Source organism: Pseudomonas sp. NBRC 111123 (assembly GCF_001320205.1).
Taxonomy (GTDB): Bacteria; Pseudomonadota; Gammaproteobacteria; order Pseudomonadales; family Pseudomonadaceae; genus Aquipseudomonas; species Aquipseudomonas putida_J.
The window spans coordinates 44,718-68,130 of the sequence record NZ_BCAZ01000023.1 but is presented as its reverse complement, the minus strand read 5'-3'; the positions used below and the strand labels follow the sequence as shown (position 1 = coordinate 68,130).

17 protein-coding genes are annotated in these 23,413 nt (G+C 63.9%); 12 read left to right on the top strand and 5 right to left on the bottom strand.

Features of this window, described 5'->3' with window-relative positions:
- Positions 1–58: 58 nt before the first annotated feature.
- The 9 genes from APH27_RS13820 (at position 59) to APH27_RS13780 (ending at position 16,521) form a co-directional block, all read left to right on the top strand.
- On the top strand, positions 59–1,084 hold the full coding sequence (locus tag APH27_RS13820; RefSeq protein WP_060485111.1) for an Ldh family oxidoreductase: 1,026 nt from the start codon (positions 59–61) through the stop codon (positions 1,082–1,084).
- A 222-nt stretch (positions 1,085–1,306) separates the two neighbouring features.
- Positions 1,307–2,503, top strand: coding sequence for an amino acid aminotransferase (locus APH27_RS13815; RefSeq protein ID WP_027919040.1), 1,197 nt, complete (start codon positions 1,307–1,309; stop codon positions 2,501–2,503).
- Between the two features lie 300 nt (positions 2,504–2,803).
- Positions 2,804–4,084 (top strand): serine/threonine transporter, encoded by a 1,281-nt coding sequence (locus tag APH27_RS13810; protein ID WP_027919039.1) that lies wholly within the window; start codon positions 2,804–2,806, stop codon positions 4,082–4,084.
- A 166-nt stretch (positions 4,085–4,250) separates the two neighbouring features.
- The gene (gene tpx, locus APH27_RS13805) at positions 4,251–4,751 is read left to right on the top strand and encodes a thiol peroxidase (RefSeq protein WP_027919038.1); all 501 of its coding nucleotides are present in this window, start codon (positions 4,251–4,253) and stop codon (positions 4,749–4,751) included.
- 344 nt (positions 4,752–5,095) lie between these two features.
- Entirely contained in the window at positions 5,096–6,406 is a 1,311-nt protein-coding gene (locus APH27_RS13800; protein ID WP_027919037.1) for an MdtA/MuxA family multidrug efflux RND transporter periplasmic adaptor subunit, read from the top strand.
- Entirely contained in the window at positions 6,403–9,501 is a 3,099-nt protein-coding gene (locus tag APH27_RS13795) for an MdtB/MuxB family multidrug efflux RND transporter permease subunit (protein ID WP_060485110.1), read from the top strand. Before APH27_RS13800 ends, APH27_RS13795 begins: the two co-directional genes overlap by 4 nt.
- Positions 9,498–12,605 carry an efflux RND transporter permease subunit gene (locus tag APH27_RS13790; RefSeq protein ID WP_060485109.1) on the top strand — a complete coding sequence of 1,036 codons (3,108 nt, stop codon included), beginning with the start codon at positions 9,498–9,500 and terminating at the stop codon, positions 12,603–12,605. The genes APH27_RS13795 and APH27_RS13790 overlap by 4 nt, the downstream gene beginning before the upstream one ends.
- Positions 12,602–14,089, top strand: a complete 1,488-nt coding sequence (locus APH27_RS13785; RefSeq protein WP_060485108.1) for an efflux transporter outer membrane subunit — start codon at positions 12,602–12,604, stop codon at positions 14,087–14,089. Before APH27_RS13790 ends, APH27_RS13785 begins: the two co-directional genes overlap by 4 nt.
- A 344-nt stretch (positions 14,090–14,433) precedes the next feature.
- Complete coding sequence (locus APH27_RS13780; protein ID WP_060485107.1) at positions 14,434–16,521, top strand: bifunctional diguanylate cyclase/phosphodiesterase; 2,088 nt, start codon at positions 14,434–14,436, stop codon at positions 16,519–16,521.
- Here the strand turns inward: APH27_RS13780 and APH27_RS13775 are convergent.
- On the bottom strand, positions 16,518–16,778 hold the full coding sequence (locus APH27_RS13775; RefSeq protein WP_027919032.1) for a DUF1652 domain-containing protein: 261 nt from the start codon (positions 16,776–16,778) through the stop codon (positions 16,518–16,520). The two genes, APH27_RS13780 and APH27_RS13775, sit on opposite strands and share 4 nt — an antisense overlap.
- A gap of 295 nt (positions 16,779–17,073) precedes the next feature.
- Here APH27_RS13775 and APH27_RS13770 point away from each other — a divergent pair, with 295 nt between their 5' ends.
- A complete protein-coding gene (locus APH27_RS13770; RefSeq protein ID WP_060485106.1) occupies positions 17,074–18,297 on the top strand; it encodes a pyridoxal phosphate-dependent aminotransferase in 1,224 nt (407 codons plus the stop codon).
- Between the two features lie 22 nt (positions 18,298–18,319).
- On the opposite strand, the gene APH27_RS25895 is transcribed toward APH27_RS13770, so the two are convergent.
- Both APH27_RS25895 and APH27_RS13765 read right to left on the bottom strand, forming a co-directional pair.
- Positions 18,320–19,090, bottom strand: coding sequence for an RHS repeat-associated core domain-containing protein (locus APH27_RS25895; protein ID WP_082435116.1), 771 nt, complete (start codon positions 19,088–19,090; stop codon positions 18,320–18,322).
- A 129-nt stretch (positions 19,091–19,219) separates the two neighbouring features.
- On the bottom strand, positions 19,220–19,867 hold the full coding sequence (locus APH27_RS13765; RefSeq protein ID WP_060485105.1) for a DUF1345 domain-containing protein: 648 nt from the start codon (positions 19,865–19,867) through the stop codon (positions 19,220–19,222).
- Between the two features lie 122 nt (positions 19,868–19,989).
- Between APH27_RS13765 and xerC the strand changes: the two genes are divergently transcribed.
- Positions 19,990–20,904 carry a tyrosine recombinase XerC gene (xerC, locus tag APH27_RS13760; RefSeq protein ID WP_060485104.1) on the top strand — a complete coding sequence of 305 codons (915 nt, stop codon included), beginning with the start codon at positions 19,990–19,992 and terminating at the stop codon, positions 20,902–20,904.
- Positions 20,905–20,906: 2 nt separating this feature from the next.
- Here the strand turns inward: xerC and APH27_RS13755 are convergent, their stop codons facing one another.
- Together APH27_RS13755 and gspG are read right to left on the bottom strand one after the other, a co-directional pair.
- Positions 20,907–22,097 (bottom strand): type II secretion system F family protein, encoded by a 1,191-nt coding sequence (locus APH27_RS13755; RefSeq protein WP_060485103.1) that lies wholly within the window; start codon positions 22,095–22,097, stop codon positions 20,907–20,909.
- Between the two features lie 11 nt (positions 22,098–22,108).
- Positions 22,109–22,534 (bottom strand): type II secretion system major pseudopilin GspG, encoded by a 426-nt coding sequence (gene gspG / locus APH27_RS13750; protein ID WP_027919027.1) that lies wholly within the window; start codon positions 22,532–22,534, stop codon positions 22,109–22,111.
- Between the two features lie 188 nt (positions 22,535–22,722).
- Here gspG and APH27_RS13745 point away from each other — a divergent pair, with 188 nt between their 5' ends.
- The gene (locus APH27_RS13745) at positions 22,723–23,316 is read left to right on the top strand and encodes a transglycosylase SLT domain-containing protein (protein ID WP_027919026.1); all 594 of its coding nucleotides are present in this window, start codon (positions 22,723–22,725) and stop codon (positions 23,314–23,316) included.
- Positions 23,317–23,413: the final 97 nt, after the last annotated feature.

The following is a 23,413-nucleotide window of genomic DNA, read 5'->3' as shown; positions in this document are numbered from 1 at the left end:
GAAAGTTTTTGTCGTTGCACACGCTGTTGCCATTCCAATTCCAAGAAAGGAGCTACAGATGTCCGCACCTTCCACCAGCCCGCTCGTGCGCGTGCCCTTCATTGCATTGCAGGAGCTGTTGCAAGCGATCTTTCAGCACCACGGCTGCAGCGAAGCGGTGGCCACCGTGCTTGCCCACAATTGCACCAGTGCCCAGCGCGATGGCGCCCACAGCCACGGCGTGTTTCGTATTCCCGGTTATGTTTCGACCTTGGCCAGTGGCTGGGTCGACGGGCGTGCCACGCCACAGGTGACCGATGTGGCGCCAGGCTACGTGCGCGTGGATGCCGCCTGTGGCTTCGCCCAGCCCGCCCTGGCAGCGGCGCGTGGGCTGCTGGTGGAAAAGGCCCGCAGCGCCGGCATCGCCGTGCTGGCGATTCACAACTCGCACCACTTCGCTGCGCTGTGGCCCGATGTCGAGCCGTTTGCAGATGAAGGCCTGGTCGCGCTGAGCGTGGTCAACAGCATGACCTGCGTGGTACCGCACGGTGCGCGCAAACCGTTGTTCGGCACCAACCCCATCGCCTTCGCCGCGCCGTGCGCGGGGCATGATCCGATCGTTTTCGACATGGCCACCAGCGCCATGGCCCACGGCGACGTGCAGATCGCCGCGCGTGCCGGGCAGCTATTGCCCGAAGGCATGGGCGTGGATGCCCAAGGCCTGCCGACCACCGACCCCAAGGCCATTCTCGAGGGCGGTGCATTGTTGCCCTTCGGCGGGCACAAGGGCTCGGCGCTGTCGATGATGGTCGAGTTGCTGGCGGCGGCGCTGACCGGCGGGCATTTCTCCTGGGAGTTCGACTGGTCGGGGCACCCAGGGGCGAAGACGCCGTGGACCGGGCAATTGATCATCGTCATTGACCCGAGCAAGGCCGAGGGTGAGCGGTTTGCCCAGCGCAGCTGCGAGCTGGTCGAGCATATGCAAGCCGCGGGGTTATCGCGGATGCCAGGCGAGCGGCGCTACCGCGAGCGGGAGCAGGCCGAGCGAGAAGGGGTGGCGGTGACCGAACAAGAGTTGCAAGGCCTGAAGGAATTGCTCGGTTGAACCGGCCCTTTCGCGGGTAAACCCGCTTCCACAGCTGCAGCGCAGGGCTCAAGGTGGGGGCGTCCCTGTGGGAGCGGGTTTACCCGCGAAGAATCCAGTGCAAATCTTCCCTGTGCAAAGTTGCATAGACAACCTTGCACTTATGTGATGTTCCTTGGGCCCGACTCCGGGTATCCTCAGGGCAGTCTTTCCGAACTGTCCTGATCCAAGGAGCTGCACGCTGTGTTCAAACATGTCGATGCCTATGCCGGCGACCCGATCCTCTCGTTGATGGAAACCTACAAGGCCGACCCGCGCGCCGACAAGGTCAACCTGAGTATCGGCCTGTATTACGATGAGGCCGGTGTGGTGCCGCAGCTGGCGGCGGTCGATGCGGTCGAGAAGCGCATCGCCGGTGTTGACCACGAAGCCTCGCTGTACCTGCCGATGGAAGGCCTGGCCAGCTACCGCCAGGCGATCCAGGCGCTGCTGTTCGGTGCCGACCACCCGGCCGTGACCGGCAAGCGTGTGGCCACCGTGCAGACCGTTGGCGGTTCCGGCGCACTGAAAGTCGGTGCCGACTTCCTCAAGCGCTACTTCCCGCAGTCGGAAGTCTGGGTCAGCAACCCGACCTGGGACAACCACCGCGCCATTTTCGAAGGTGCCGGGTTCAAGGTGCACACCTACCCGTACTTCGACCAGGCCAGCCGTGGCGTCGACTTCGATGGCATGCTGCAGGCCCTGCAGGGTCTGCCGGCCAACAGCATCGTGCTGCTGCACCCGTGCTGCCACAACCCCACCGGCGCCGACCTCGAGCAGGGCCAGTGGCAACAAGTGGTGGAAGTGGTCAAGGCGCGTCAGCTGATCCCGTTCCTCGACATCGCCTACCAAGGCTTCGGTGAAGGCCTGGTGGAAGACGCCTACGCCATCCGCGAAATGGCCCGTGCCGGCGTGCCGTGCCTGGTCAGCAACTCGTTCTCCAAGATCTTCTCGCTGTACGGCGAGCGGGTAGGGGGCTTGTCGGTGGTCTGCGACGACGAAGCCACCACCCAAAGCGTGCTCGGCCAGCTCAAGGCCACCGTGCGTCGCAACTACTCCAGCCCGCCCAACTTCGGTGCCCAGCTGGTGGCTGGCGTGCTCGGCGATGCCGAACTCAACGCCCAGTGGGCGGCTGAAGTGGAAGTGATGCGCAAGCGTATCCTCGACATGCGCCAGGCGCTGGTCGATGCCCTGGCGGTATTGCTGCCAGGCCAGGACTTCCAGTTCTTCCTGCGCCAGCGCGGCATGTTCAGCTACACCGGCTTCAGCGTCGAGCAGGTGCGTCGCCTGCGTGACGAGTTCGGCGTGTACCTGATCGACAGCGGCCGGGTGTGCATGTCCGGGCTGCGTCCGGCCAACCTGCAACGGGTTGCCGAAGCCTTCGCCGCCGTTCAGAAGTAATTCTCGGGCCTGCGCGGCCCTTGTGGCAGCGGCCTTTTGTCGCGAAAGGCCCCGGATTTGTGCAACGCCACAAACTGCCGGGGCCGCTTTGCAGCCCTTTCGCGCCACAAGGCCGCACCTACAAACAACCCATCTGTAAAACGCACTTGTAAAGACAAGTGCAACCGCTCCTCGGAAAAGGGCTTCGCAAGTGCAACCTTTCCGTGCACAATCGCGCCCCTCTATATCCGGTTGAGTTGGGCGACGTCTATTTCGCCATTCTCAGCCTGTTGCAGTCTTGCGAGTGGAGCTTCACCCGGAATGAATGAGCAGGCCCCAAGCGTTGAACAACGCTTTGTAGAATCGACCCCCGCCACCCTCGGCAGCTGGTCGCGTAACGACACCACCTGGATGCTGGGCCTGTTCGGCACAGCCATTGGCGCAGGCACCTTGTTCCTGCCGATCAACGCTGGCCTCGGCGGCTTCTGGCCGCTGCTGATCCTGGCCGCGTTAGCCTTCCCGATGACCTACTTCTCCCACCGTGGTCTCACCCGCTTCGTGCTGTCCGGGCGCAGCGGTGGCGACATCACCGAAGTGGTCGAAGAGCATTTCGGCATCAAGGCCGGCGCGCTGATCACTGTGCTGTACTTCTTCGCGATCTTCCCGATCCTGCTTATCTATAGCGTGGCACTGACCAACACCGTCAGCAGCTTCATGGAGCACCAGTTGCACATGGCGCCGCCACCACGGGCCATCCTGTCGTTCGTGCTGATCCTCGGCCTGCTGGCAATCGTGCGCTGCGGCGAGCAGGCCACGGTCAAGGTCATGAGCCTGCTGGTGTACCCGTTCATCGTTGCCCTGGGGCTGCTGGGCCTGTACCTGATCCCGCACTGGACCGGTGGCATCCTCGACAGCGCCGCCCAAGTGCCGTCGGGTTCGGCCTTCCTGCACACCCTGTGGCTGGCCATTCCGGTGATGGTGTTCTCGTTCAACCACTCGCCGATCATCTCGGCCTTCGCCGTCGACCAGAAGCGCCGCTATGGCGAGCACGCTGACGAGCGCAGCGGCCAGATCCTGCGCCGCGCCCACCTGCTGATGGTGGTGATGGTGCTGTTCTTCGTGTTCAGCTGCGTGCTCACCCTGAGCAGTGCCCAGCTGGCCGAGGCCAAGGCGCAGAACCTGTCGATCCTGTCGTACCTGGCCAACCACTTCAGCAACCCGACCATTGCCTTTGCCGCGCCACTGATTGCCTTCGTCGCCATTGCCAAGTCGTTCCTCGGCCACTACATCGGCGCCAGTGAAGGCCTCAAGGGCATCATCGCCAAGACCGGCGCACGCCCGGGTGCCAAGACCCTGGACCGGGTGGTCGCCGCACTGATGCTGGTGGTTTGCTGGATTGTCGCCACGCTCAACCCGAGCATCCTTGGCATGATCGAATCGCTCGGCGGCCCGATTCTCGCCGTGCTGCTGTTCCTCATGCCGATGTACGCCATCCGTCGTGTGCCGTCGATGCGCAAGTACAGCGGTACGCTGTCGAATGTGTTCGTAGTGGTGATCGGCCTGGTTGCGCTGACCTCGGTGGTGTACAGCCTGATCGGCTGATTCACTGTCCGCATCAGAAAAAGCCCGGGGCGCTTGTCGCCATCCGGGCTTTTTTTTGTCCACAAGAATTGTCTGCCAATAGAACAATTTCAACGTACCCATAGGCACCCGGCCGCCTTCATGCTTAACTCAGTGTCCTTTTCAAACCCAGCATAAGGATTTCGTCATGGCTCAAGTGACCCTCAAAGGCAACCCGGTTCAGGTCAAAGGCAACCTGCCACAGGCCGGCGCCCAGGCTCCGGCATTCTCCCTGGTCGGTGAAGGCCTGGCAGACAAGTCGCTGAAGGACTACGCCGGCAAGCGCAAGGTGCTGAACATCTTCCCAAGCGTCGACACCCCGACCTGCGCCACTTCCGTACGCAAGTTCAACGCCCAGGCCAACGACGTGGCCAACACCGTGGTGCTGTGCATCTCGGCTGACCTGCCATTCGCCCAGGCGCGCTTCTGCGGTGCCGAAGGCCTGGAAAACGTGAAAAACCTGTCGACGCTGCGTGGCCGCGAGTTCCTCGAAAGCTACGGCGTTGCCATCGCCGACGGCCCGTTGGCCGGCCTGGCTGCCCGCGCCGTGGTGGTGCTGGACGAGAACGACAAGGTGCTGCACAGCGAGCTGGTTGGCGAAATCGCTGACGAGCCGAACTACGATGCAGCCCTGGCTGTATTGAAGTAAGGATTGAGGGCAGGCGCGGCTGTTTCAGCTTGCTCCGGCCCTTTCGCGGGTAAACCCGCTCCCACAGGTACGGCGCAGCCCATGAACGCTGTGATATCCCTGTGGGAGCGGGTTTACCCGCGAAAGGGCCGGAACAGGTAAAGGAACTCGTCAGCCCGCCATCGCTCCAAGCAACACCCAGTAACGGCCCGGAACGCGTTCCGGGCCGTTTTCGTTTAAAGTTCAGTCTTTTGGCAACGTCAGGCAAAGGTAAACCTCTGGTAAAGAGCCTTTGCTATAACGATGCCAGTGCTTATCGTTCAACCTCCTCAAGCCGCCATTTCCGAACAAGGTTCGTTCAACCCATGCAAGTGTCCAATTCCCGATCCCCTCGTCGCTGGCTCGTCGGCCTGCTGATCCTGCTGCTGGTGGCCCTGCTGGCCTGGTGGCTGTGGCCCGCGGCAACGCCTGCCCACAAAGCGGCCGGTGAAGGGCGCGGCGGCAAGGGCGTGGGCATGGGCATGGGTGGCCGGCCGGGCTTCGGCGGCTCCACCGACCCGGTGCCGGTGCGCGTCGAGCCGGTGCGGGTAGGTGACTTCCCGCTCTATTACAAGGCGCTGGGCACGGTCACCGCGACCAACACGGTGAATGTGCGCAGCCGTGTGGCAGGCGAACTGGTAAAGGTCCTCTTCAAGGAGGGCCAGCAGGTCAAGGCCGGCGATCTGCTCGCCGAAATCGACCCGCGTTCCTACCGCATAGCCCTGCAGCAGGCCGAAGGCACCCTGGCGCAGAACCAGGCGCAACTGAAGAACGCCCAGGTCGACCTGGCGCGTTACAAGGGCCTGTACGCCCAGGACAGCATCGCCAAGCAGACGCTCGACACCGCCGAAGCCCAGGTCGCGCAGTTCCAAGGGCTGGTCAAGACCAACCAGGCCCAGGTCAACGATGCCCGCCTGAACCTCGATTTCACCCAGATCCGCGCGCCGATCAATGGCCGTGTGGGCCTGCGCCAGCTCGACCTGGGTAACCTGGTGGCAGCCAACGACACTACCGCCCTGGTGGTGATCACCCAGACCGAGCCGATCAGTGTCGCCTTCACCCTGCCCGAAACCGAGCTGACCACCGTGCTAGAGCGTTACCGCAGCGGCGCCAGCCTGCCGGTTGAAGCCTGGGACCGCACCGACAGCAAACTGCAGTCGACCGGCGTGCTGGGCAGTATCGACAACCAGATCGACACCACCACCGGTACCCTGAAGTTCAAGGCCCGCTTCGAGAACAAGGACCTGGCCCTGTTCCCCAACCAGTTCGTCAATGTGCGCCTCTTGGCCGACACCCTCAAACAGGTGGTGATGGCCCCGGCTGCGGCCGTGCAGTTCGGCAACGACGGCACCTTCGCCTACGTGGTCAACGAGCAGAACACGGTCAATATCCGCAAGCTCAAGGTCGGCGCCAGCGATGGCCAGAACAGTGTCATCCTTGAGGGGCTCAAGGCCGGTGACCGCCTGGTGCTGGAAGGCACTGACCGCCTGCGTGAAGGCACCAAGGTCGAGGTGGTCGAGGACAGCTCGCAAGTACCGACCACCCCCGGCCAGCACCTGCAGGGCCAGGACACCAAGGGTTCGGCACAGACCGGTGAAGCGACTTCCGGCACAACGGCAGCCAAGGCGGGCGCATGAACCTGTCACGCCTGTTCATCCTCCGCCCGGTCGCCACCACGCTGACCATGCTGGCCATCGTTCTGGCCGGCCTGATCGCCTACAAGCTGCTGCCGGTGTCGGCCTTGCCCCAGGTCGACTACCCGACCATCCGGGTCATGACCTTGTACCCAGGTGCCAGCCCGCAGGTGATGACCAGCGCGGTTACCGCCCCGCTGGAGCGCCAGTTCGGCCAGATGCCGGGCCTGGAGCAAATGGCCTCGACCAGCTCCGGCGGCGCCTCGGTGCTGACCCTGCGTTTCAGCCTGGACATGAACATGGACGTTGCCGAGCAACAGGTGCAGGCCGCGATCAACGCCGCCAGCAACCTGCTGCCCACGGACCTGCCGGCACCGCCGGTATACAACAAGGTCAACCCGGCCGACACCCCGGTGCTGACCCTGGCCATCTCCAGCAAGACAATGCCGTTACCCAAGCTCAACGACCTGGTCGACACCCGCGTGGCGCAGAAGCTTGCGCAGATCAGCGGCGTGGGCATGGTCAGCATCGCCGGCGGCCAGCGCCAGGCGGTGCGGATCAAGGTCAACGTAGACGCACTGGCCGCCAACGGCCTCAACCTCGACGACGTGCGCACCTTGATCGGCGCATCCAACGTCAACCAGCCCAAGGGCAACTTCGATGGCCCGACCCGGGTATCGATGCTCGACGCCAACGACCAGCTGCGCTCGCCTGCGGAATACGCCAACCTCATCCTGGCCTACAACAACGGCGCGCCGCTGCGCCTGAAGGATGTCGCCGAAATCGTCGACGGCGCCGAGAACGAACGCCTGGCCGCCTGGGCCAACCAGAACCAGGCCGTGCTGCTGAACATCCAGCGCCAGCCGGGTGCCAACGTCATCGAGGTGGTTGACCGCATCAAGGCGCTGCTGCCATCGATCACCGACAACCTGCCAGCCGGCCTGGATGTATCGGTGCTCACCGACCGCACCCAGACCATCCGCGCCGCTGTCGAGGACGTCAAGCATGAGCTGCTGATCGCCATCGTGCTGGTGGTGATGGTCACCTTCGTGTTCCTGCGCCGCTTCAGCGCTACCCTGATTCCCTCGATCGCCGTGCCGCTGTCGCTGATCGGCACCTTCGGCGTGATGTACCTGGCCGGCTTCTCGGTCAACAACCTGACGCTGATGGCCTTGACCGTCGCCACCGGCTTCGTGGTCGACGACGCCATCGTCATGCTCGAGAACATCTCGCGCCACATCGAGGAAGGCGAAACGCCGCTGCAGGCGGCACTCAAGGGCGCGAAGCAGATCGGCTTCACCCTGATCTCGCTGACCTTCTCGCTGATTGCCGTACTGATCCCGCTGCTGTTCATGGCCGATGTGGTCGGCCGCCTGTTCCGCGAATTCGCCATTACCCTGGCAGTGGCGATCCTGATTTCCCTGGTGGTGTCGCTGACCCTGACCCCGATGATGTGCGCGCGCCTGCTCAAGCGTGAGCCCAAGGAAGAAGAGCAGGGCCGCTTCTACCGCGCCAGCGGTGCCTGGATCGACTGGCTGATCGAGCATTACGGCCGTGGTTTGCAGTGGGTGCTCAGGCACCAGCCGCTGACCCTGCTGGTGGCCGTGGCCACCCTGGCGCTTACCGTGCTTCTGTATATGGTGGTGCCCAAGGGCTTCTTCCCGGTGCAGGACACTGGGGTGATCCAGGGTATTTCCGAGGCGCCGCAGTCCACCTCGTTCGCCGCAATGAGCGAGCGCCAGCAAGCCCTGAGCAAGGTCATCCTGCAGGACCCGGCGGTGCAGAGCCTGTCGTCCTACATCGGTGTCGACGGCGATAACGCCACGCTCAACAGCGGGCGCCTGCTGATCAACCTCAAGCCCCACGGCGAGCGTGATGTCACCGCTGGTGAAGTGATCAGCCGCCTGCAGCCGCAACTCGACAAGCTGGTCGGCATCCGCCTGTTCATGCAGCCAGTGCAGGACCTGAGCATCGAGGACCGGGTCAGCCGTACCCAGTACCAGTTCAGCCTGTCCTCGCCTGACGCCGACTTGCTGGCGCAGTGGAGCGGCAAGCTGGTGCACGCCCTGCAGGAACGCCCGGAGCTGAAGGACGTCGCCAGTGACCTGCAGGACAAGGGCTTGCAGGTGTATCTGGTGATCGACCGTGACATGGCCAGCCGCCTTGGCATCACGGTGTCGCAGATCACCAACGCCCTGTACGACGCCTTCGGCCAGCGGCAGATTTCCACCATCTATACCCAGGCCAGCCAATACCGGGTGGTGCTGCAGTCGCAGGACGCGTCCAGCATTGGCCCGTCGGCGCTGGAGTCGATCCACGTCAAGGCCACCGATGGCGGCCAGGTGCGGCTGTCGGCGCTGGCGCGCATCGAGCAGCGTCAGGCGCAACTGGCCATTTCGCACATCGGCCAGTTCCCGGCGGTGATGCTGTCGTTCAACCTTGCCCATGGTGCGTCGCTGGGCGAAGCGGTGAAGGTGATCGAGCAGGTGCAGCAGGACATCGGCATGCCGCTCGGCGTGCAGACCCGCTTCCAGGGTGCTGCCGAAGCGTTCCAGGCTTCGCTGTCGAGCACCTTGCTGCTGATCCTGGCGGCCGTGGTGACCATGTATATCGTGCTGGGCGTGCTTTACGAGAGCTACATCCACCCAGTGACCATCCTCTCGACCTTGCCGTCGGCGGCGGTCGGTGCCTTGCTGGCATTGCTGCTCAGCGGCAACGACCTGGGCATGATCGCCATCATCGGCATCATCCTGCTGATCGGCATCGTCAAGAAAAACGCGATCATGATGATCGACTTCGCCCTCGAGGCCGAGCGTAACCAGGGCATGGCCCCCCATGATGCGATCTACCAGGCGGCGCTGCTGCGCTTCCGGCCGATCCTGATGACCACCCTGGCCGCGCTGTTCGGCGCCGTGCCGCTGATGCTGGCCACCGGCTCCGGTGCCGAGCTGCGTCAGCCGCTGGGCCTGGTAATGGTCGGCGGCCTGCTGGTCAGCCAGGTGCTGACGCTGTTCACCACTCCGGTCATCTACCTGTATTTCGACCGCCTGGCCCGCCGCTGGCGCCCGGCCGCTGACGCGCAGCAGGCCGAGGCATGAACCTGTCCGGACCTTTCATTCGCCGGCCAGTGGCGACCATGCTGCTGAGCCTGGCGATCATGCTGCTCGGCAGCGTCAGCTTCGGCCTGCTGCCGGTGTCGCCGTTGCCGCAGATGGACTTCCCGGTGATCGTGGTGTCGGCCAACCTGTCCGGTGCCAGCCCCGAGGTCATGGCCGCCACCGTGGCCACGCCGCTGGAGCGCAAGCTCGGCAGCATCGCTGGCGTCACCACCCTGACCAGCAGCTCCAACCAGGGCTCTACACGGGTGATCATCGGCTTCGAGATGGGCCGTGACATCGACGGCGCCGCGCGCGAGGTGCAGGCGGCGATCAACGCCACGCGCAACCTGCTGCCCAGCGGCATGCGCAGCATGCCCACCTACAAGAAGATCAACCCGTCGCAGGCGCCGATCATGGTGCTTTCGTTGACGTCCAGCGTGTTGCAGAAGGGCCAGCTGTACGACCTGGCAGACACCATCCTGTCGCAGAGCCTGGCCCAGGTCAGCGGGGTAGGGGAAGTGCAGATCGGGGGCAGTTCGCTGCCAGCGGTGCGCATTGCCGTCGAGCCGCAACTGCTCAACCATTACAGCCTGTCGCTGGACGAGGTGCGCACGGCGGTGTCCAACGCCAACCAGCGCCGGCCCATGGGCTTCGTCGAAGACGCCGAGCGCAACTGGCAGGTGCGCGCCAACGACCAGCTGGAAACCGCCAAGGACTACGAGCCGATCGTGATCCGCCAGTCGAACGGCACCATCCTGCGCCTGTCTGACGTGGCTACCGTCACCGATGCCGTGGAGAACCGCTACAACAGCGGCTTCTTCAACGACCAGAGCGCCGTGCTGCTGGTGGTCAACCGCCAGACTGGCGCCAACATCATCGAGACCGTCGACCAGATCAAGGCACAGCTGCCGGCCCTGCAGTCGCTGCTGCCAGCCAGTGTGCAACTGAATGTGGCCATGGACCGCTCGCCGGTGATCAAGGCTACCCTCAAGGAGGCCGAGCACACCCTGCTGATCGCCGTGGTGCTGGTGATCCTGGTGGTCTACCTGTTCCTCGGCAGCCTGCGTGCCTCGCTGATCCCGAGCCTGGCGGTGCCGGTGTCGCTGGTGGGCACCTTCGCGGTGATGTACCTCTGTGGCTTCTCGCTGAACAACCTGTCGCTCATGGCGCTGATCCTTGCCACCGGCCTGGTGGTGGACGATGCGATCGTGGTGCTGGAGAACATCTCGCGGCATATCGAGGACGGCCAGCCACCGATGCGTGCGGCGTTCCTCGGTGCCCGGGAAGTAGGCTTCACCTTGCTGTCGATGAACGTCTCGCTGGTGGCCGTGTTCGTCTCGATCCTGTTCATGGGCGGCATCGTGCGCAACCTGTTCCAGGAGTTCTCGATCACCCTGGCGGCGGCGATCATCGTTTCGCTGGTGGTGTCGCTGACCCTCACGCCGATGCTTTGCGCGCGCTGGCTCACGCCCCACCGCGCCGAGCAGACACGCCTGCAACGCTGGAGCGACAAAGCGCACCAGCGCATGGTCGGCGCCTACGACCGCAGCCTCGGCTGGGCCCTGCGCCACAAGCGCCTGACGCTGGTCAGCCTGCTGGCGACAATCGGCCTGAACATCGCCCTGTACGTGGTGGTGCCCAAGACCCTGATGCCGCAACAGGATACGGGCCAGCTGATGGGCTTCATCCGCGGTGACGACGGCCTGTCGTTCAACGTGATGCAGCCGAAGATGGAAATCTACCGCCGCGCCTTGCTCGCCGACCCGGCAGTGGAGAGCGTGGCTGGCTTCATCGGTGGCAACAGTGGCACCAACAACGCCATGGTGCTGGTGCGCCTGAAACCGATCAACGAGCGCAAGCTCGATGCGCAGAAGGTCATCGAACGCCTGCGCAAGGAAATGCCCAAGGTGCCGGGTGGGCGGTTGTTCCTGATGGCCGACCAGGACCTGCAGCTGGGCGGCGGTGGCCGTGACCAGACGTCCTCGCAATACCTGTATACCCTGCAGAGTGGTGACCTGGCGGCCCTGCGCCAGTGGTTCCCCAAGGTGGTCGCGGCGCTGCGCGCATTGCCCGAACTGACCGCCATCGACGCCCGTGACGGCTCCGGTACCCAGCAAGTGACGCTGGTGGTCGACCGCGACCAGGCCAAGCGCCTGGGCATCGACATGGACATGGTCACCGCCGTGCTGAACAACGCCTACAGCCAGCGGCAGATCTCGACCATCTACGACAGCCTCAACCAGTATCAGGTGGTGCTGGAGATCAACCCGAAATACGCCTGGGACCCGAGCACACTGGAACAGGTGCAGGTGATCACCAGTGAGGGTGCGCGGGTGCCGCTGTCGACCATTGCCCACTACGAAAACAGCTTGGCCAATGACCGCGTCAGCCACGAAGGCCAGTTCGCCTCCGAAGACATCGCCTTCGACGTTGCCGAAGGCTACAGCCCCGACCAGGCCATGGCCGCGGTAGAGCGGGAAGTGGCCAAGCTGGGCTTGCCCGAGGAAGTGATCGCCAAGCTCGGCGGCACGGCCAGTGCGTTCGCCAAGACCCAGGAAGGGCAGCCGTTCATGATCCTCGGTGCCCTGGTGCTGGTGTACCTGGTGCTCGGCATCCTCTACGAAAGCTACATCCACCCGCTGACCATTCTGTCGACCTTGCCCTCGGCCGGTGTCGGTGCCTTGCTCGCGCTGTACGTCACCGGTGGCGAGTTCAGCCTGATTTCGTTGCTGGGCCTGTTCCTGCTGATCGGCGTGGTGAAAAAGAACGCCATCCTGATGATCGACCTGGCCCTGCAACTGGAGCGCCACCAGGGCCTGAGCCCGGAAGAGTCGATCCGCCGCGCCTGCCTGCTGCGCCTGCGGCCGATCCTGATGACCACCCTGGCGGCCATCCTTGGCGCCTTGCCGCTGCTGATCAGCCGCGCCGAAGGTGCCGAGATGCGCCAGCCGCTGGGCCTGACCATCATTGGTGGCTTGGTCGTCAGCCAGCTGCTGACCCTATACACGACGCCGGTGGTGTACCTGTACCTGGACCGCCTGCGTCACCGATTCAACCAATGGCGCGGTGTACGCACCGACGCCGCCCTGGACACGCCGCTATGAACTTCGCCCAGACACCACTTCACCGAGCCTTGCAGCTGCTGACCCATGGGCGGGGCTCACGCCTGGCTGGCGCCGCGCTGTGCGTGGCCATGCTCAGTGCCTGTACCCTGAGCCCGGACTACCACCGCCCGGAGCTGAGCACCCCGGCGCAGTACAAGCAGGCCGAGGGCTGGACCCAGGCCAACCCGTCCGATGCCATCGCCCGTGGCGCCTGGTGGGAGATCTACGGCGATGCCGGGTTGAATGCGCTGGTCGAGGAGCTGAACCGCAGCAACCAGACCGTTGCGCAATCGGAAGCCCAGTACCGCCAGGCCCAGGCCTTGGTACGCAGCAGCCGGGCGTCGCTGTTCCCCAGCCTGGACCTGAGCGCCAGCAAGAACCGCTCGGCACAAGGCACCGGCAGTTCCAGCTCGAGCCTGTCCAACAACAGCAGCGGTATTCGCAACACCTACAACACGCAGCTGGGCGTCAGCTGGGAAATCGACCTGTGGGGCAAGCTGCGCGAGACCCTGAATGCCAACGAGGCCAGTGCCGAGGCCAGCTTTGCCGACCTGGCTGCGATCCGCCTCAGTCAGCAGTCGGAGCTTGTGCAGAACTACCTGCAGCTGCGCGTGATCGACGAGCAGAAGCGCTTGCTCGAAGCGACCGTCGCGACCTATGAGCGTTCGCTGCGGATGAACGAAAACCAGTACCGGGCCGGCGTTGCTGGCCCGGATGCAGTGGCCCAGGCGCGTACCCAGCTGAAGTCCACCCAGGCCGACCTGATCGACCTGATCTGGCAGCGCGCACAGTTCGAGAACGCCATCGCCGTGTTGCTGGGCAAGGCCCCGGCTGATTTCTCCCTGGCCGACAGCAAGCAGATCCCGGCGCTGCCGCAGATTCCGGTGACGTTGCCGTCGCAACTGCTCGAACGGCGCCCGGACATCGCCTCGGCCGAGCGCAACGTGATGGCCGCCAACGCCAATATCGGCGTGGCGCGTGCCGCCTACTTCCCGGACTTGAGCCTGAGCATGAGTGGTGGTTATTCCAGCAGCAGCTTCAGCAACTGGATCGAGCTGCCCAACCGCTACTGGTCGGTGGGGCCGCAACTGGCGCTGACCTTGTTCGACGCTGGCAAGCGCAGCGCCGAGGTCGACCGCACCCGGGCGGTGTATGACCAGACGGTGGCGCAGTACCGGCAGACCGTGCTCGACGGCTTCAAGGAAGTGGAGAACTTCCTGGTGCAGTTGAAGGTGTACGCTGACGAAGCGGTGGTACGCCAGGAAGCGCTGGAGTCGGCACGCGAATCGTTGCGCCTGACCGAGAACCAGTACCGCGCCGGCTTGATCGGCTACCTCGACGTGGTCAACGTGCAAACTACCGCGCTGAGTAACGAGCGCAGTGCGTTGACCCTGCTGCAAGGGCGCCTGGTGGCCAGCGTGCAACTGATTGCCGCCCTGGGCGGTGGCTGGGATGCCGAACAGGCGTTTGCCCAGCAGGAGTGACCAGCAGGAGTGAAGCGTGCTCGATGGCTGGCCGGGTGTTTGTAGGCGCGGCCTTGTGTCGCGAAAGGGCTGCAGAGCAGCCCCGGTTTTCAGCTTCGCTGACAATATCGCCGGGGCCGCCTTGCGGCCCTTTCGCGACGCAAGGCCGCTCCTGCAAGCGGCGAGCCAACCGACAAGTGGCAATATGCCTGCACTTGCCATCGAAAGCGCTCTAGCTCAAGCAATTTGAGGATCCTTACCATTCTTTGGATCCATTCCCATTCGCACAAACCCCGTGCGTTTCGCCAAAGCTTGAGTACAATCGTCAGTTTTTTCGGGCCCCCTGTCCCGAGCTGGATTTTCCAATGCTGAACGGTAGTTATTCCTCTGCGCTGGTGCTGATTTCACTCTGCGTGGCGATCCTCGCTTCCTATACCGCCCTTGACTTGACCGGCCGTATCGCCACGGCCAAGGGCCGGGCCGTGCACCTGTGGATGGGCGGGGGCGCGTTGGCCATGGGTATTGGCGTCTGGTCGATGCATTTCATCGGCATGCTCGCCTTCAGCCTGCCCATTGCCCTGGGGTATGACATCGGCCTGACCGTGCTTTCTCTCGTGATTGCCGTGCTCTCTTCAGGTTTCGCCCTGTGGCTGGTCAGCCAGCCCAGCCTGCCCAAGCTGCAGCTGGCGTTCGGTGCGCTGATCATGGGCACCGGCATCGCCTGCATGCACTACACCGGCATGGCGGCGCTGCGTATGCTGCCCGGCATCGATTACGACCCGACCTTGTTCGGCGCCTCGCTGGCCATCGCGGTCGGTGCTTCGGCAGCCGCGTTGTGGATAGCCTTCCGCCTGCGCCAGCACACCCCGTACGTGCGCCAGATTCGCGGCCTGGCGGCCATGGTGATGGGCGTTGCGATCGTCGGCATGCACTACACCGCAATGGCCGCCGCGAACTTTGCCGAGGGCAGCTACTGCGGCGCGTTGGCCAGCGGCCTGCAGGGCGATGGCCTGGTCTATCTGGTGCTGATCACCACGTTGGCGGTGCTGGCCGTGGCCTTGCTGACCTCGGTGCTGGATGCACGGCTGGAGGCGCGCACGGCAGCGTTGGCCCACTCGCTGACCCTGGCCAACCAGGAGCTGACCCAGTTGGCACTGCACGACACCCTGACCGGGCTGCCTAACCGCACGCTGTTGTCCGACCGTATCGAACAGGCGATTGGCAAGGTGGCGGAGCAGGGCGGCTGTTTTGCGCTGATGTTCATCGACCTTGATGGTTTCAAGCCGGTCAACGATGCCTTTGGCCATCATGTCGGCGACCTGCTGCTCAAGGCCGTGGCGGCCCGCCTGCGTGGCCATCTGCACAGCCAGGACACCCTGGCGCGGATTGGCGGCGACGAGTTCGTGTTGCTCGTGGAGCTGCAGGAGCCGGAAGACGCCATGGATGTGGCGGTCAAGCAGGTCAACCTGGTGTCGCGCACGTTCCGTGTCGCCGAGCACGACCTGCAATTGACGGCGAGCCTGGGGATCGTGCTGTACCCCGGCAACGGCCAGGACCAGCTCGAACTGCTGCGCAACGCCGATGCCGCCATGTACCACGCCAAGAGTGCCGGCAAGAACGGCTACAGCTTCTTCGACGCGTCGATGAACAGCAACGCCCGTCAACAGTTGCAGTTGTTGCAGGACCTGCGCATAGCCCTGGAGCAAGGCCAGTTCCGCCTGCACTACCAGCCCAAGTTCGACGCCCAGGCCTGCGCACCGATCGGTGCCGAAGCCTTGCTGCGCTGGGAGCACCCACAGCACGGCCTGATGCAACCGGACCGCTTCATTGGCCTGGCGGAAAAGACCGGCCTGATCATCCCCATCGGCGAGTGGGTGCTTGGCGAAGCCTGCCGGCAGATGCGCCAGTGGGTCGAGCAGGGGCATGCGGACTGGCGCATGGCGGTCAACCTGTCGGCCATCCAGTTCTGCCACACCGGCCTGGTGGACAGCGTCGCCCGTGCCCTGCGGGAAAACCACCTGCCGGCCAACCGCCTGACCCTGGAAATCACTGAAACCACCGCCATGCACGACGCCGATGCCAGCCTGAGAGTGCTGCAGCGGCTCTCCGACATGGGTGTGGACCTGTCCATCGACGACTTCGGTACCGGTTATTCGAGCCTGATGTACCTCAAGCGCCTGCCGGCCAACGAACTGAAGATCGACCGCGGTTTCGTGCGTGATCTGGAGCAGGACAGTGACGACGCGGCGATTGTCTCGGCGATCGTCGCCCTGGGCCAGGCGCTGGGCCTGCGCATCGTTGCCGAAGGGGTGGAAACCAACCGCCAGCAGGACTTCCTGACCCGCCTGGGCTGTGATTCACTGCAGGGCTACCTGCTCGGTCAGCCGGTGCCGGCCGAGCAGTTCATGGGCAAGTTGCAGGCGTTGCGTGAGAAAAGCGAGGCAGCTGTCTAGCCTGCATCAAGCAGGCTAAAGGCCGGTGCAAAGGCCTCCATCTCGGCTTCCACGGCCTCGATGATGCGCTCGACATCAGCTGCCGCCATGATTGCCGTGCAGGGGATGCCGGCGATGGCCAGCAGGGTCTGGCCCGTGGCCCGGTCAAATAGTCGTGCGACCATGCTGCGCGGCGCATCCATGCTGGCCTCGAAGCCCAGCGGATGGAAGTGCCAGCGCATCACCTGGCAGGCGTTGGGGAACGTCATCTTGTTCATGCCAGCCTCCTTGTCCTTGCCTGGACGCGGTGATTGGAAGCCGTTCGCTCGGCCGCCGGGAACCTAACCATAGCACTTGCCACAGCCCATGTTTGGGGCAATACAAGACAATTGTATTAATGCATGACAGCGGTCACAGGGCGGTCATGCGGGCCGTCTGGCGGCAACTGGCCACGCAAACGTTTTCCCCGCACCATGTCCGCATGGTTGCCGGTTTGCTCTGCTATTTTTAGGGTAATTAGGCACACAACGTTTTCGGACGAGCGGTGCGAGCTGGGCAGACAAGGAGACAGTCATGCGCTTTTCCACGCTCACCCAACGCATCGCCGGCGAAGCCGCTTCGGCGTGGGACATTCACTACCAGGCCCAGGCACTGCGCCGCGAAGGGCGCGAGATCTTTCTGCTGTCGGTGGGTGACCCGGACTTCGACACGCCAGTACCGGTGGTGGAGGCAGCCATAGCCAGCCTGCAGCGCGGCGAGACCCATTACAGCGACGTGCATGGCAGCCTGGCCCTGCGCCAGGCAATTGCCCGGCGCACTGGCGGGGATGTCTCAGCCGACCAGGTGATGGTCCTTGCCGGAGCCCAGTGCGCGCTGTATGCGGTTTGCCAATGCCTGTTCGAAGGCGGTGACGAAGTGATCGTCGCCGAGCCGATGTATGTCACCTATCAAGGCGTGCTAGGGGCTTGCGGGGCACAGCCCGTGCAGGTACCTGTCAGCCCAGAGCAGGGCTTTCGCCTTGACCCGATGGCGGTGGCCCGGGCGATAACCCCGCATACCCGTGGCCTGTTGCTGAACACCCCGCATAACCCGACGGGCGCTGCCATCTCGCCGCAGGACATGGCGCTGCTGGCGCAGCTGTGCCGGGAACATGACCTGTGGCTGGTGTGCGATCAGGTGTACAGCGGATTGCTGTTCGACGGTGAGCCGGCAGACCCGATCAGTCTGTCAGGCATGGCCGAGCGCTGCGTGCTGATCGACAGCGTGTCCAAGTCCCACGCCATGAGCGGCTGGCGAGTGGGTTGGGTGGTGGGGCCGCAAGCCTTGATTGCACACCTCGCCACCCTGGCCGTGGCGATGCTGTTCGGCCTGCCGGAATTTGTCATGGCCGGTGTTTGCGCGGCGCTGGAGCAGGATTTGCCGGCGGTGCACAAGATGCGCGAGGCCTATCGGCAGCGGCGCGACCGTGTGTGTGCAGCCCTGTTGGACTGCCCGGGCGTGCTCGCCCATCGACCGGCAGGCGGCATGTTCGTCATGCTCGATATCCGTGCCACCGGGCTTGATGCCTATGCCTTCGCCCAGCGCTTGCTGTTGGAAGAGGGGGTAGCACTTCTGCCTGGGGATGCGTTCGGCCCCAGTGCGGCGGGCCATGTGCGCATGGGGCTGGTGCTGGATGCCGAGCACCTGGAGCAAGCCTGCCAGCGCATTGCTGCCTGTGCCGGGCGCGCCTTGGTCGAACGGACCTGCGGCAATGCGTTGTGGAAGTCCGAAATTCCGTTATTTGGACGGGAAGGATGAAAACATCAACGTTCGCAAAACTCTAGTGGAGACGAATATCAAGGGCTTGGCGCAACTGTACACTCGCTTCTCCCCTGAAAAAGCCGGCAGCCTGTTGCAGTGATGGAACCATCAACGTTCCTGTCCGGGCTGCGGCGAGTACAGTTATCCCGACAGCCATCACCGTTGGTAATGCAACAACTGCTGACACTGTCATTTGCGCAGCCGGAGGCATCAGGTTCCAGCTCGTTTCGAATTGGCGAGTGCCCTGTTGAACGCTTTCTGCAGCAACAGTCTGCACGGTTCGACGTAGAGTGGGTGCTGGCATGTCGAATATCAGGCGTGATGCTGTATCTAATCCGCGATGAAATAATCTGGCGGAGAATCTGACTAGACGGTGCAGCCCCCACCATTGACCGCTTGGGTCATGCCTGTTGACTGGATCTCCCTGGCAATAAGCGTAAGCGTTAGGCCCGCCTCTACCGAAAGGTGACATAGGATCGGAGGCCGTAAATCGCATTATCGATGGACTAAAAAAACGCCGTCCATTTCCCAACGGATAGGTGTTCGAGGCACGATCAAGGGGCTGCCCGCAGAATGCAAGTATCGTGACCAACGAGCCAGGGGCATTTGCTCCATAGGGCGTGAACAGCTGAGCGATGTGAGGAGCCAGGGCTCCAATGCTTGACCCTGCTGAGTCAGTTTGAATGAGCAGGGCTTTTGTGTCGGCGCTCGATTTTTGCGCTAGCGAGGTAGTGTCAGCGATAAGGATGCGCTCGGTGACTGCGCCTGAATAAAGGCAGGCGTGTTCCATTTGATAGAAGATCCTGTGGCGGCTCTGCCATTTTGCAATAGGGCGCATGACTCAGACCTTGAGAAGTGTCGATAACCGTATCCTACGAGCTGGCTCTTCAGCGTCTACTGGTAAAAGTGCCAGGTAACCCTAACCGAGCAGGCCTGCCGCAATATTGATGGTGAAGCCCAGAATCGCCGTGTTGAACACAAAGCCTACCAATGAATGCGCCAGCACCACCCGGCGCATGCCGCGCCCGCCGACGCCGATGTCGGAGGTCTGCACGGCGACGCTGATGGTGAACGAGAAGTAGTGGAAGTCCCAGTAATCCGGGTTGCGCTCACCGTCGGCAAACCGCAGCGCCGGTTCTTTGCTGTCGCCGGTGTAGAACAGGCGGGCGTAGTGCAGGCTGAAGATGCAGCCGATCAGCAGCCACGAACCTGCCACTGTCAGCCCGGTGTACAGGTAGTGCAAGGCCAGCGCGCTGCCTTGCAAGCCGCGACTGGAGACCAGCTGCAGGGTCACGGCGGCGAGGCTGGCGATGGCAGCGATGCACACCGTGAACAGCACCAGGCCGGCATTTTCGTCCTCGACCCGGGCGACTGTGCGCACGGTTTCGGGAGTGGCTCGGCAGGTCAGCCAGAGCACCAGCAGCAGGTATAGCCAGACGCCGAGGTTCCAGCCGGCGAGGGTGCGCTGGATGGCGTCATCGGCCGGAATGAACCAGGCGCCGACAAGGCCAGCAACGGCACCGATGCTCAGGCGGGGGTGAGTACGGGTGAGGCGGTGGAAAGCCATGGGCGCTCGCAGGCAGGACGTGTGAACTCACTCTAGACCACAGCGGCCGGCGGTTCGATCAATTGGCCGGGTTACGGTAACATTGCCTGCCTTCGCTTTGATTCGCTTCAGGATTCGTTGTTGTGTCCAGCCTTCCCCACAACCCGTTGTTGCAATACCTGGCCCGGCTGGCACCCTCCAGCCAGCAGACCATGCGTTACATCCTCCAGGATGCCGCCGACCGCCTCGGTTTCGTCGACTGCAACCTCGTCGATGTACCCTGGCACCGGCTTGAGCCTGGCCATGTGATTGGCCTGGTCGCGGCATTGCGCGCCGATGGCTATGCACCTAACAGCTCATCGCTGTATGTAAATGCCGTGCGCGGGGTGATGAACGAGGCATGGCGCCAAGGCCTGATCGACCACGAGCAACTGTTGCGCATCCGCGAGGTCAAGCCGGCGTCTGGCAGCCGCCTGCCGCCCGGGCGCAACCTGCGGCGCAGCCTGATTCGCGAACTGATGGACCTGTGCGAGGCCGACCCGCGGCCGCAGGGCGTGCGTGATGCGGCGATCATCGCCTTGCTCTACGGCACCGGCATGCGCAAGTCGGAATCGGTGGATATCGACCTCGACCAGGTCGACTTCGAGGCGCGCAGCCTGCAGGTCACCGGCAAGGGTAACCGGCAGCTGATCAAGTACGCCCCGGCCTGGGCATTCGAAAAGCTGCAGGCCTGGCTGGACCTGCGCCGGCAGGCGCTACCCGAGGGCGCGTCGGACGACCCGTTCCTGTTCAACCGCATTCGCCGTGGCAACCACATTACCCGCGCACGTATCACCAAGCATGCGATCTACTACATTGCCCGCCAGCGCGGCGCTCAGGTGGGGGTGAAGATCATGCCCCATGATTTTCGCCGGGCGTTCATCACCCGGGTGATCGAAGAGCATGACCTGTCGATTGCGCAGAAGCTGGCACATCATGCCAACATCCAGACCACTGCCAGTTATGACCGGCGCGATGACAACGAGCGGCGGCGGGCGGTGGACCGGTTCGACTACTGAGGTCAGTGAATGCTCGAAGCCAGGTCGAAGATCGGCATGTACATCAGGATCACGATCCCGCCGATCAGCAGCCCGATGAAGGTCATCAGCAGCGGCTCGAACAGTTTCACGAACCACTCCACCCAGCGGCCGATTTCCTGATCATGGAAATCCGCGCAGCGTTCGAGCATCTCCCCCAGGTTCCCCGATTGTTCCCCCGCCCGCAGCAACCGCAGCGACACGGGGGTAACCAGTTGGCCAGCCTCCAGTGCGTCCGACAACGGCAGCCCTTCACCTACGCGTCGGCTGGCCTGTTCCAGGCCTTGCGCCGAAGCGCTGCCAAGCAGCCCGTGGGCCATGCCCATGGCGGTGAGAATCGGGATGCCGCCCTGCAGCAGGATCCCAAGCGAGCGATAGAACCGCGCCAGTTCATACATCACCAGGCGCTGATGCAAGGCTGGCAACCGTCTCAGTTGCCGTGATGCACAGCGCCGTACCAGTGGGTTGCGGCGCAGAACCACCAATGTACCGATGCCGCCCGCAACCGCCAGTGCCAGCGGCAACTGCTGGGCATGCAGGAACAGGCCGACATCCATCAGCACCCGCGATAACCAGGGCAGTTCGCTACCCATGCCCTCGAACACCAGGCTGAAGCGCGGCACCACATAGCCGAGCAGGAACAGCACCACGCCACCACCCACCAGCAACAGCAACAACGGGTAGACCGAAGCGCCCACCAGCTTCTGCCGGACCAGGTCCAGGCGCTGGCGGTAGCCGATGTAGCGGGCCAGGGCATCGCCCAGCGCGCCGGTACGTTCGCTGGACTGCACCAGTGCCACATACAGCGGCGGGAAGACTCGCGGCTGCTGTGCCAGTGACTGGGACAGCGAGCGGCCTTCATAGAGCTGGCGCACCAGCTCCGTCAGGACCTTGCGGGTGGCCCCGACGGGGGACTTTTCCGCCAGGCTCTCCAGGGCATCGATCAGTGGCAGGCCGGCGTGCAGCAGGGTGGTCAGTTCCTGGCTGAACAGCACCAGGTCGAAACTCGCCGCGCGGCGCCAGCCCAGGCCTCGCAGGGTTTTGCCCTGGCCGCGCACGCTGACCACCCGCAGCCCTTGGTGCTCGGCCTGGCGACGCGCGTGTTCGGCGTCCTCGGCGTCGATCTGTATCTGCACAATGCCCTGTCTGCCCAGGGCCTTGAGGCTATAGCGCATGGCCGTTCTCCTCATTGCCAGCTGGTGATTTCAGCGTTTTCGCCATCGCCGCCGGGTTGGCCGTCCTTGCCCATCGACAGCAGGTCGTACTCACCGCCGTTTTCGCCGGGCTGGCGGTAGATGTAAGGGCGGCCCCATGGGTCTTGCGGCACGGCCTTCTGCAGGTAGGGCCCCGACCAGCGCGCCTCGCCACTGGGGGCGGTGACCAGCGCCTGCAGGCCCTGCTCACTGTTGGGGTAATGGCCCACTTCCAGGCGGTACAGGTCCAAGGCCTTGCCCAAGCCTTCGATCTGCGCCTTGGCCACCTTGGCTTCCGAGCGGCCGAGCTGGCTGAAGTACTTGGGCGCGACGATGCCGGCCAACAAACCGAGCACCACCAGGACCACCAGGAGTTCAAGCAGGGTGAAGCCACGTTGGGGGTTGGATCTGCGCTGCATGGTGAAGCCCTCCGCTGCATGGGGACACGCGTTTCCAAGCCACATGCAACAGCCGTGCACGTCTGCCTCGGGGCCTTGCGCCATGCGCCATGGCAAGCGGCATGGTGCTTGCGTCGTAGGACAAAAGCCCGGGTTTTCCGGGGCATTTCCCCCATATCGGGGGAGAGCACGGCGGGGAGGCGACCGACATGCGAGTGGTGATCCTGGTAGTGACCTGGCTGGTGGCGGCAACCGCCCAGGCCGACATGTACATTTCAGTCGATGCCAATGGCAGCTATGTACTGAGCAACGTCCATCGGCCAGGACGCCACTACGAACGGGTAATCAGCGAACCCCTTGCCCAGGCTGGCCCGGCCGGCGCGCAGTTGGTCACCGGGCGACCTTACGCCGAACTGGTGGCGGCGGCGGCCCGCGATTACGATGTGCCGCTGGCGCTGCTGCATGCGCTGATCAAGGCAGAATCTGGCTACAACCCAAAGGCCCGTTCGGCGGCTGGGGCGGTGGGGCTGATGCAACTGATGCCAGACACGGCCAAGGAGATGGGCGTGGAAGACCTCCTTGACCCCGAAGACAACGTGCAGGGTGGGGCGCGTTACCTCAAACGCATGCTGACCCTGTTCGACAATGACATCACCCTGGCCGTGGCCGCCTACAATGCAGGCCCGGATGCCGTGCGGCGGCGCGGTGCGGTACCGCCGTTCGCCGAAACCCGCCGTTATGTGCCGAACGTGTTGCGCGAGTACCGCAAGCTGCAGGGGCTGGCCGATGATTCGCCACTTTGAACGGGCCTTGCGTCGCGAAAGTGGCGCAACTCGTCCGCAATCAGCGCCATGGTTACCCAACTCTGGGCTATAACCTTTCAACAGGTGCCCTGCAGTG

Excerpts from the sequence above, each read along its gene's own strand:
- APH27_RS13820 (WP_060485111.1), top strand. The coding sequence starts at position 59 with ATGTCCGCACCTTCCACCAGCCCGCTCGTGCGCGTGCCCTTCATTGCA.
- APH27_RS13770 (WP_060485106.1), top strand. The coding sequence starts at position 17,074 with ATGCGCTTTTCCACGCTCACCCAACGCATCGCCGGCGAAGCCGCTTCG.
- APH27_RS13790 (WP_060485109.1), top strand. The coding sequence starts at position 9,498 with ATGAACCTGTCCGGACCTTTCATTCGCCGGCCAGTGGCGACCATGCTG.
- APH27_RS13775 (WP_027919032.1), bottom strand. The coding sequence starts at position 16,778 with ATGAACAAGATGACGTTCCCCAACGCCTGCCAGGTGATGCGCTGGCAC.
- APH27_RS13780 (WP_060485107.1), top strand. The coding sequence starts at position 14,434 with ATGCTGAACGGTAGTTATTCCTCTGCGCTGGTGCTGATTTCACTCTGC.
- APH27_RS25895 (WP_082435116.1), bottom strand. The coding sequence starts at position 19,090 with ATGGAACACGCCTGCCTTTATTCAGGCGCAGTCACCGAGCGCATCCTT.
- APH27_RS13785 (WP_060485108.1), top strand. The coding sequence starts at position 12,602 with ATGAACTTCGCCCAGACACCACTTCACCGAGCCTTGCAGCTGCTGACC.
- APH27_RS13810 (WP_027919039.1), top strand. The coding sequence starts at position 2,804 with ATGAATGAGCAGGCCCCAAGCGTTGAACAACGCTTTGTAGAATCGACC.
- APH27_RS13755 (WP_060485103.1), bottom strand. The coding sequence starts at position 22,097 with ATGCGCTATAGCCTCAAGGCCCTGGGCAGACAGGGCATTGTGCAGATA.
- tpx (WP_027919038.1), top strand. The coding sequence starts at position 4,251 with ATGGCTCAAGTGACCCTCAAAGGCAACCCGGTTCAGGTCAAAGGCAAC.
- APH27_RS13745 (WP_027919026.1), top strand. The coding sequence starts at position 22,723 with ATGCGAGTGGTGATCCTGGTAGTGACCTGGCTGGTGGCGGCAACCGCC.
- gspG (WP_027919027.1), bottom strand. The coding sequence starts at position 22,534 with ATGCAGCGCAGATCCAACCCCCAACGTGGCTTCACCCTGCTTGAACTC.
- APH27_RS13795 (WP_060485110.1), top strand. The coding sequence starts at position 6,403 with ATGAACCTGTCACGCCTGTTCATCCTCCGCCCGGTCGCCACCACGCTG.
- APH27_RS13800 (WP_027919037.1), top strand. The coding sequence starts at position 5,096 with ATGCAAGTGTCCAATTCCCGATCCCCTCGTCGCTGGCTCGTCGGCCTG.
- APH27_RS13765 (WP_060485105.1), bottom strand. The coding sequence starts at position 19,867 with ATGGCTTTCCACCGCCTCACCCGTACTCACCCCCGCCTGAGCATCGGT.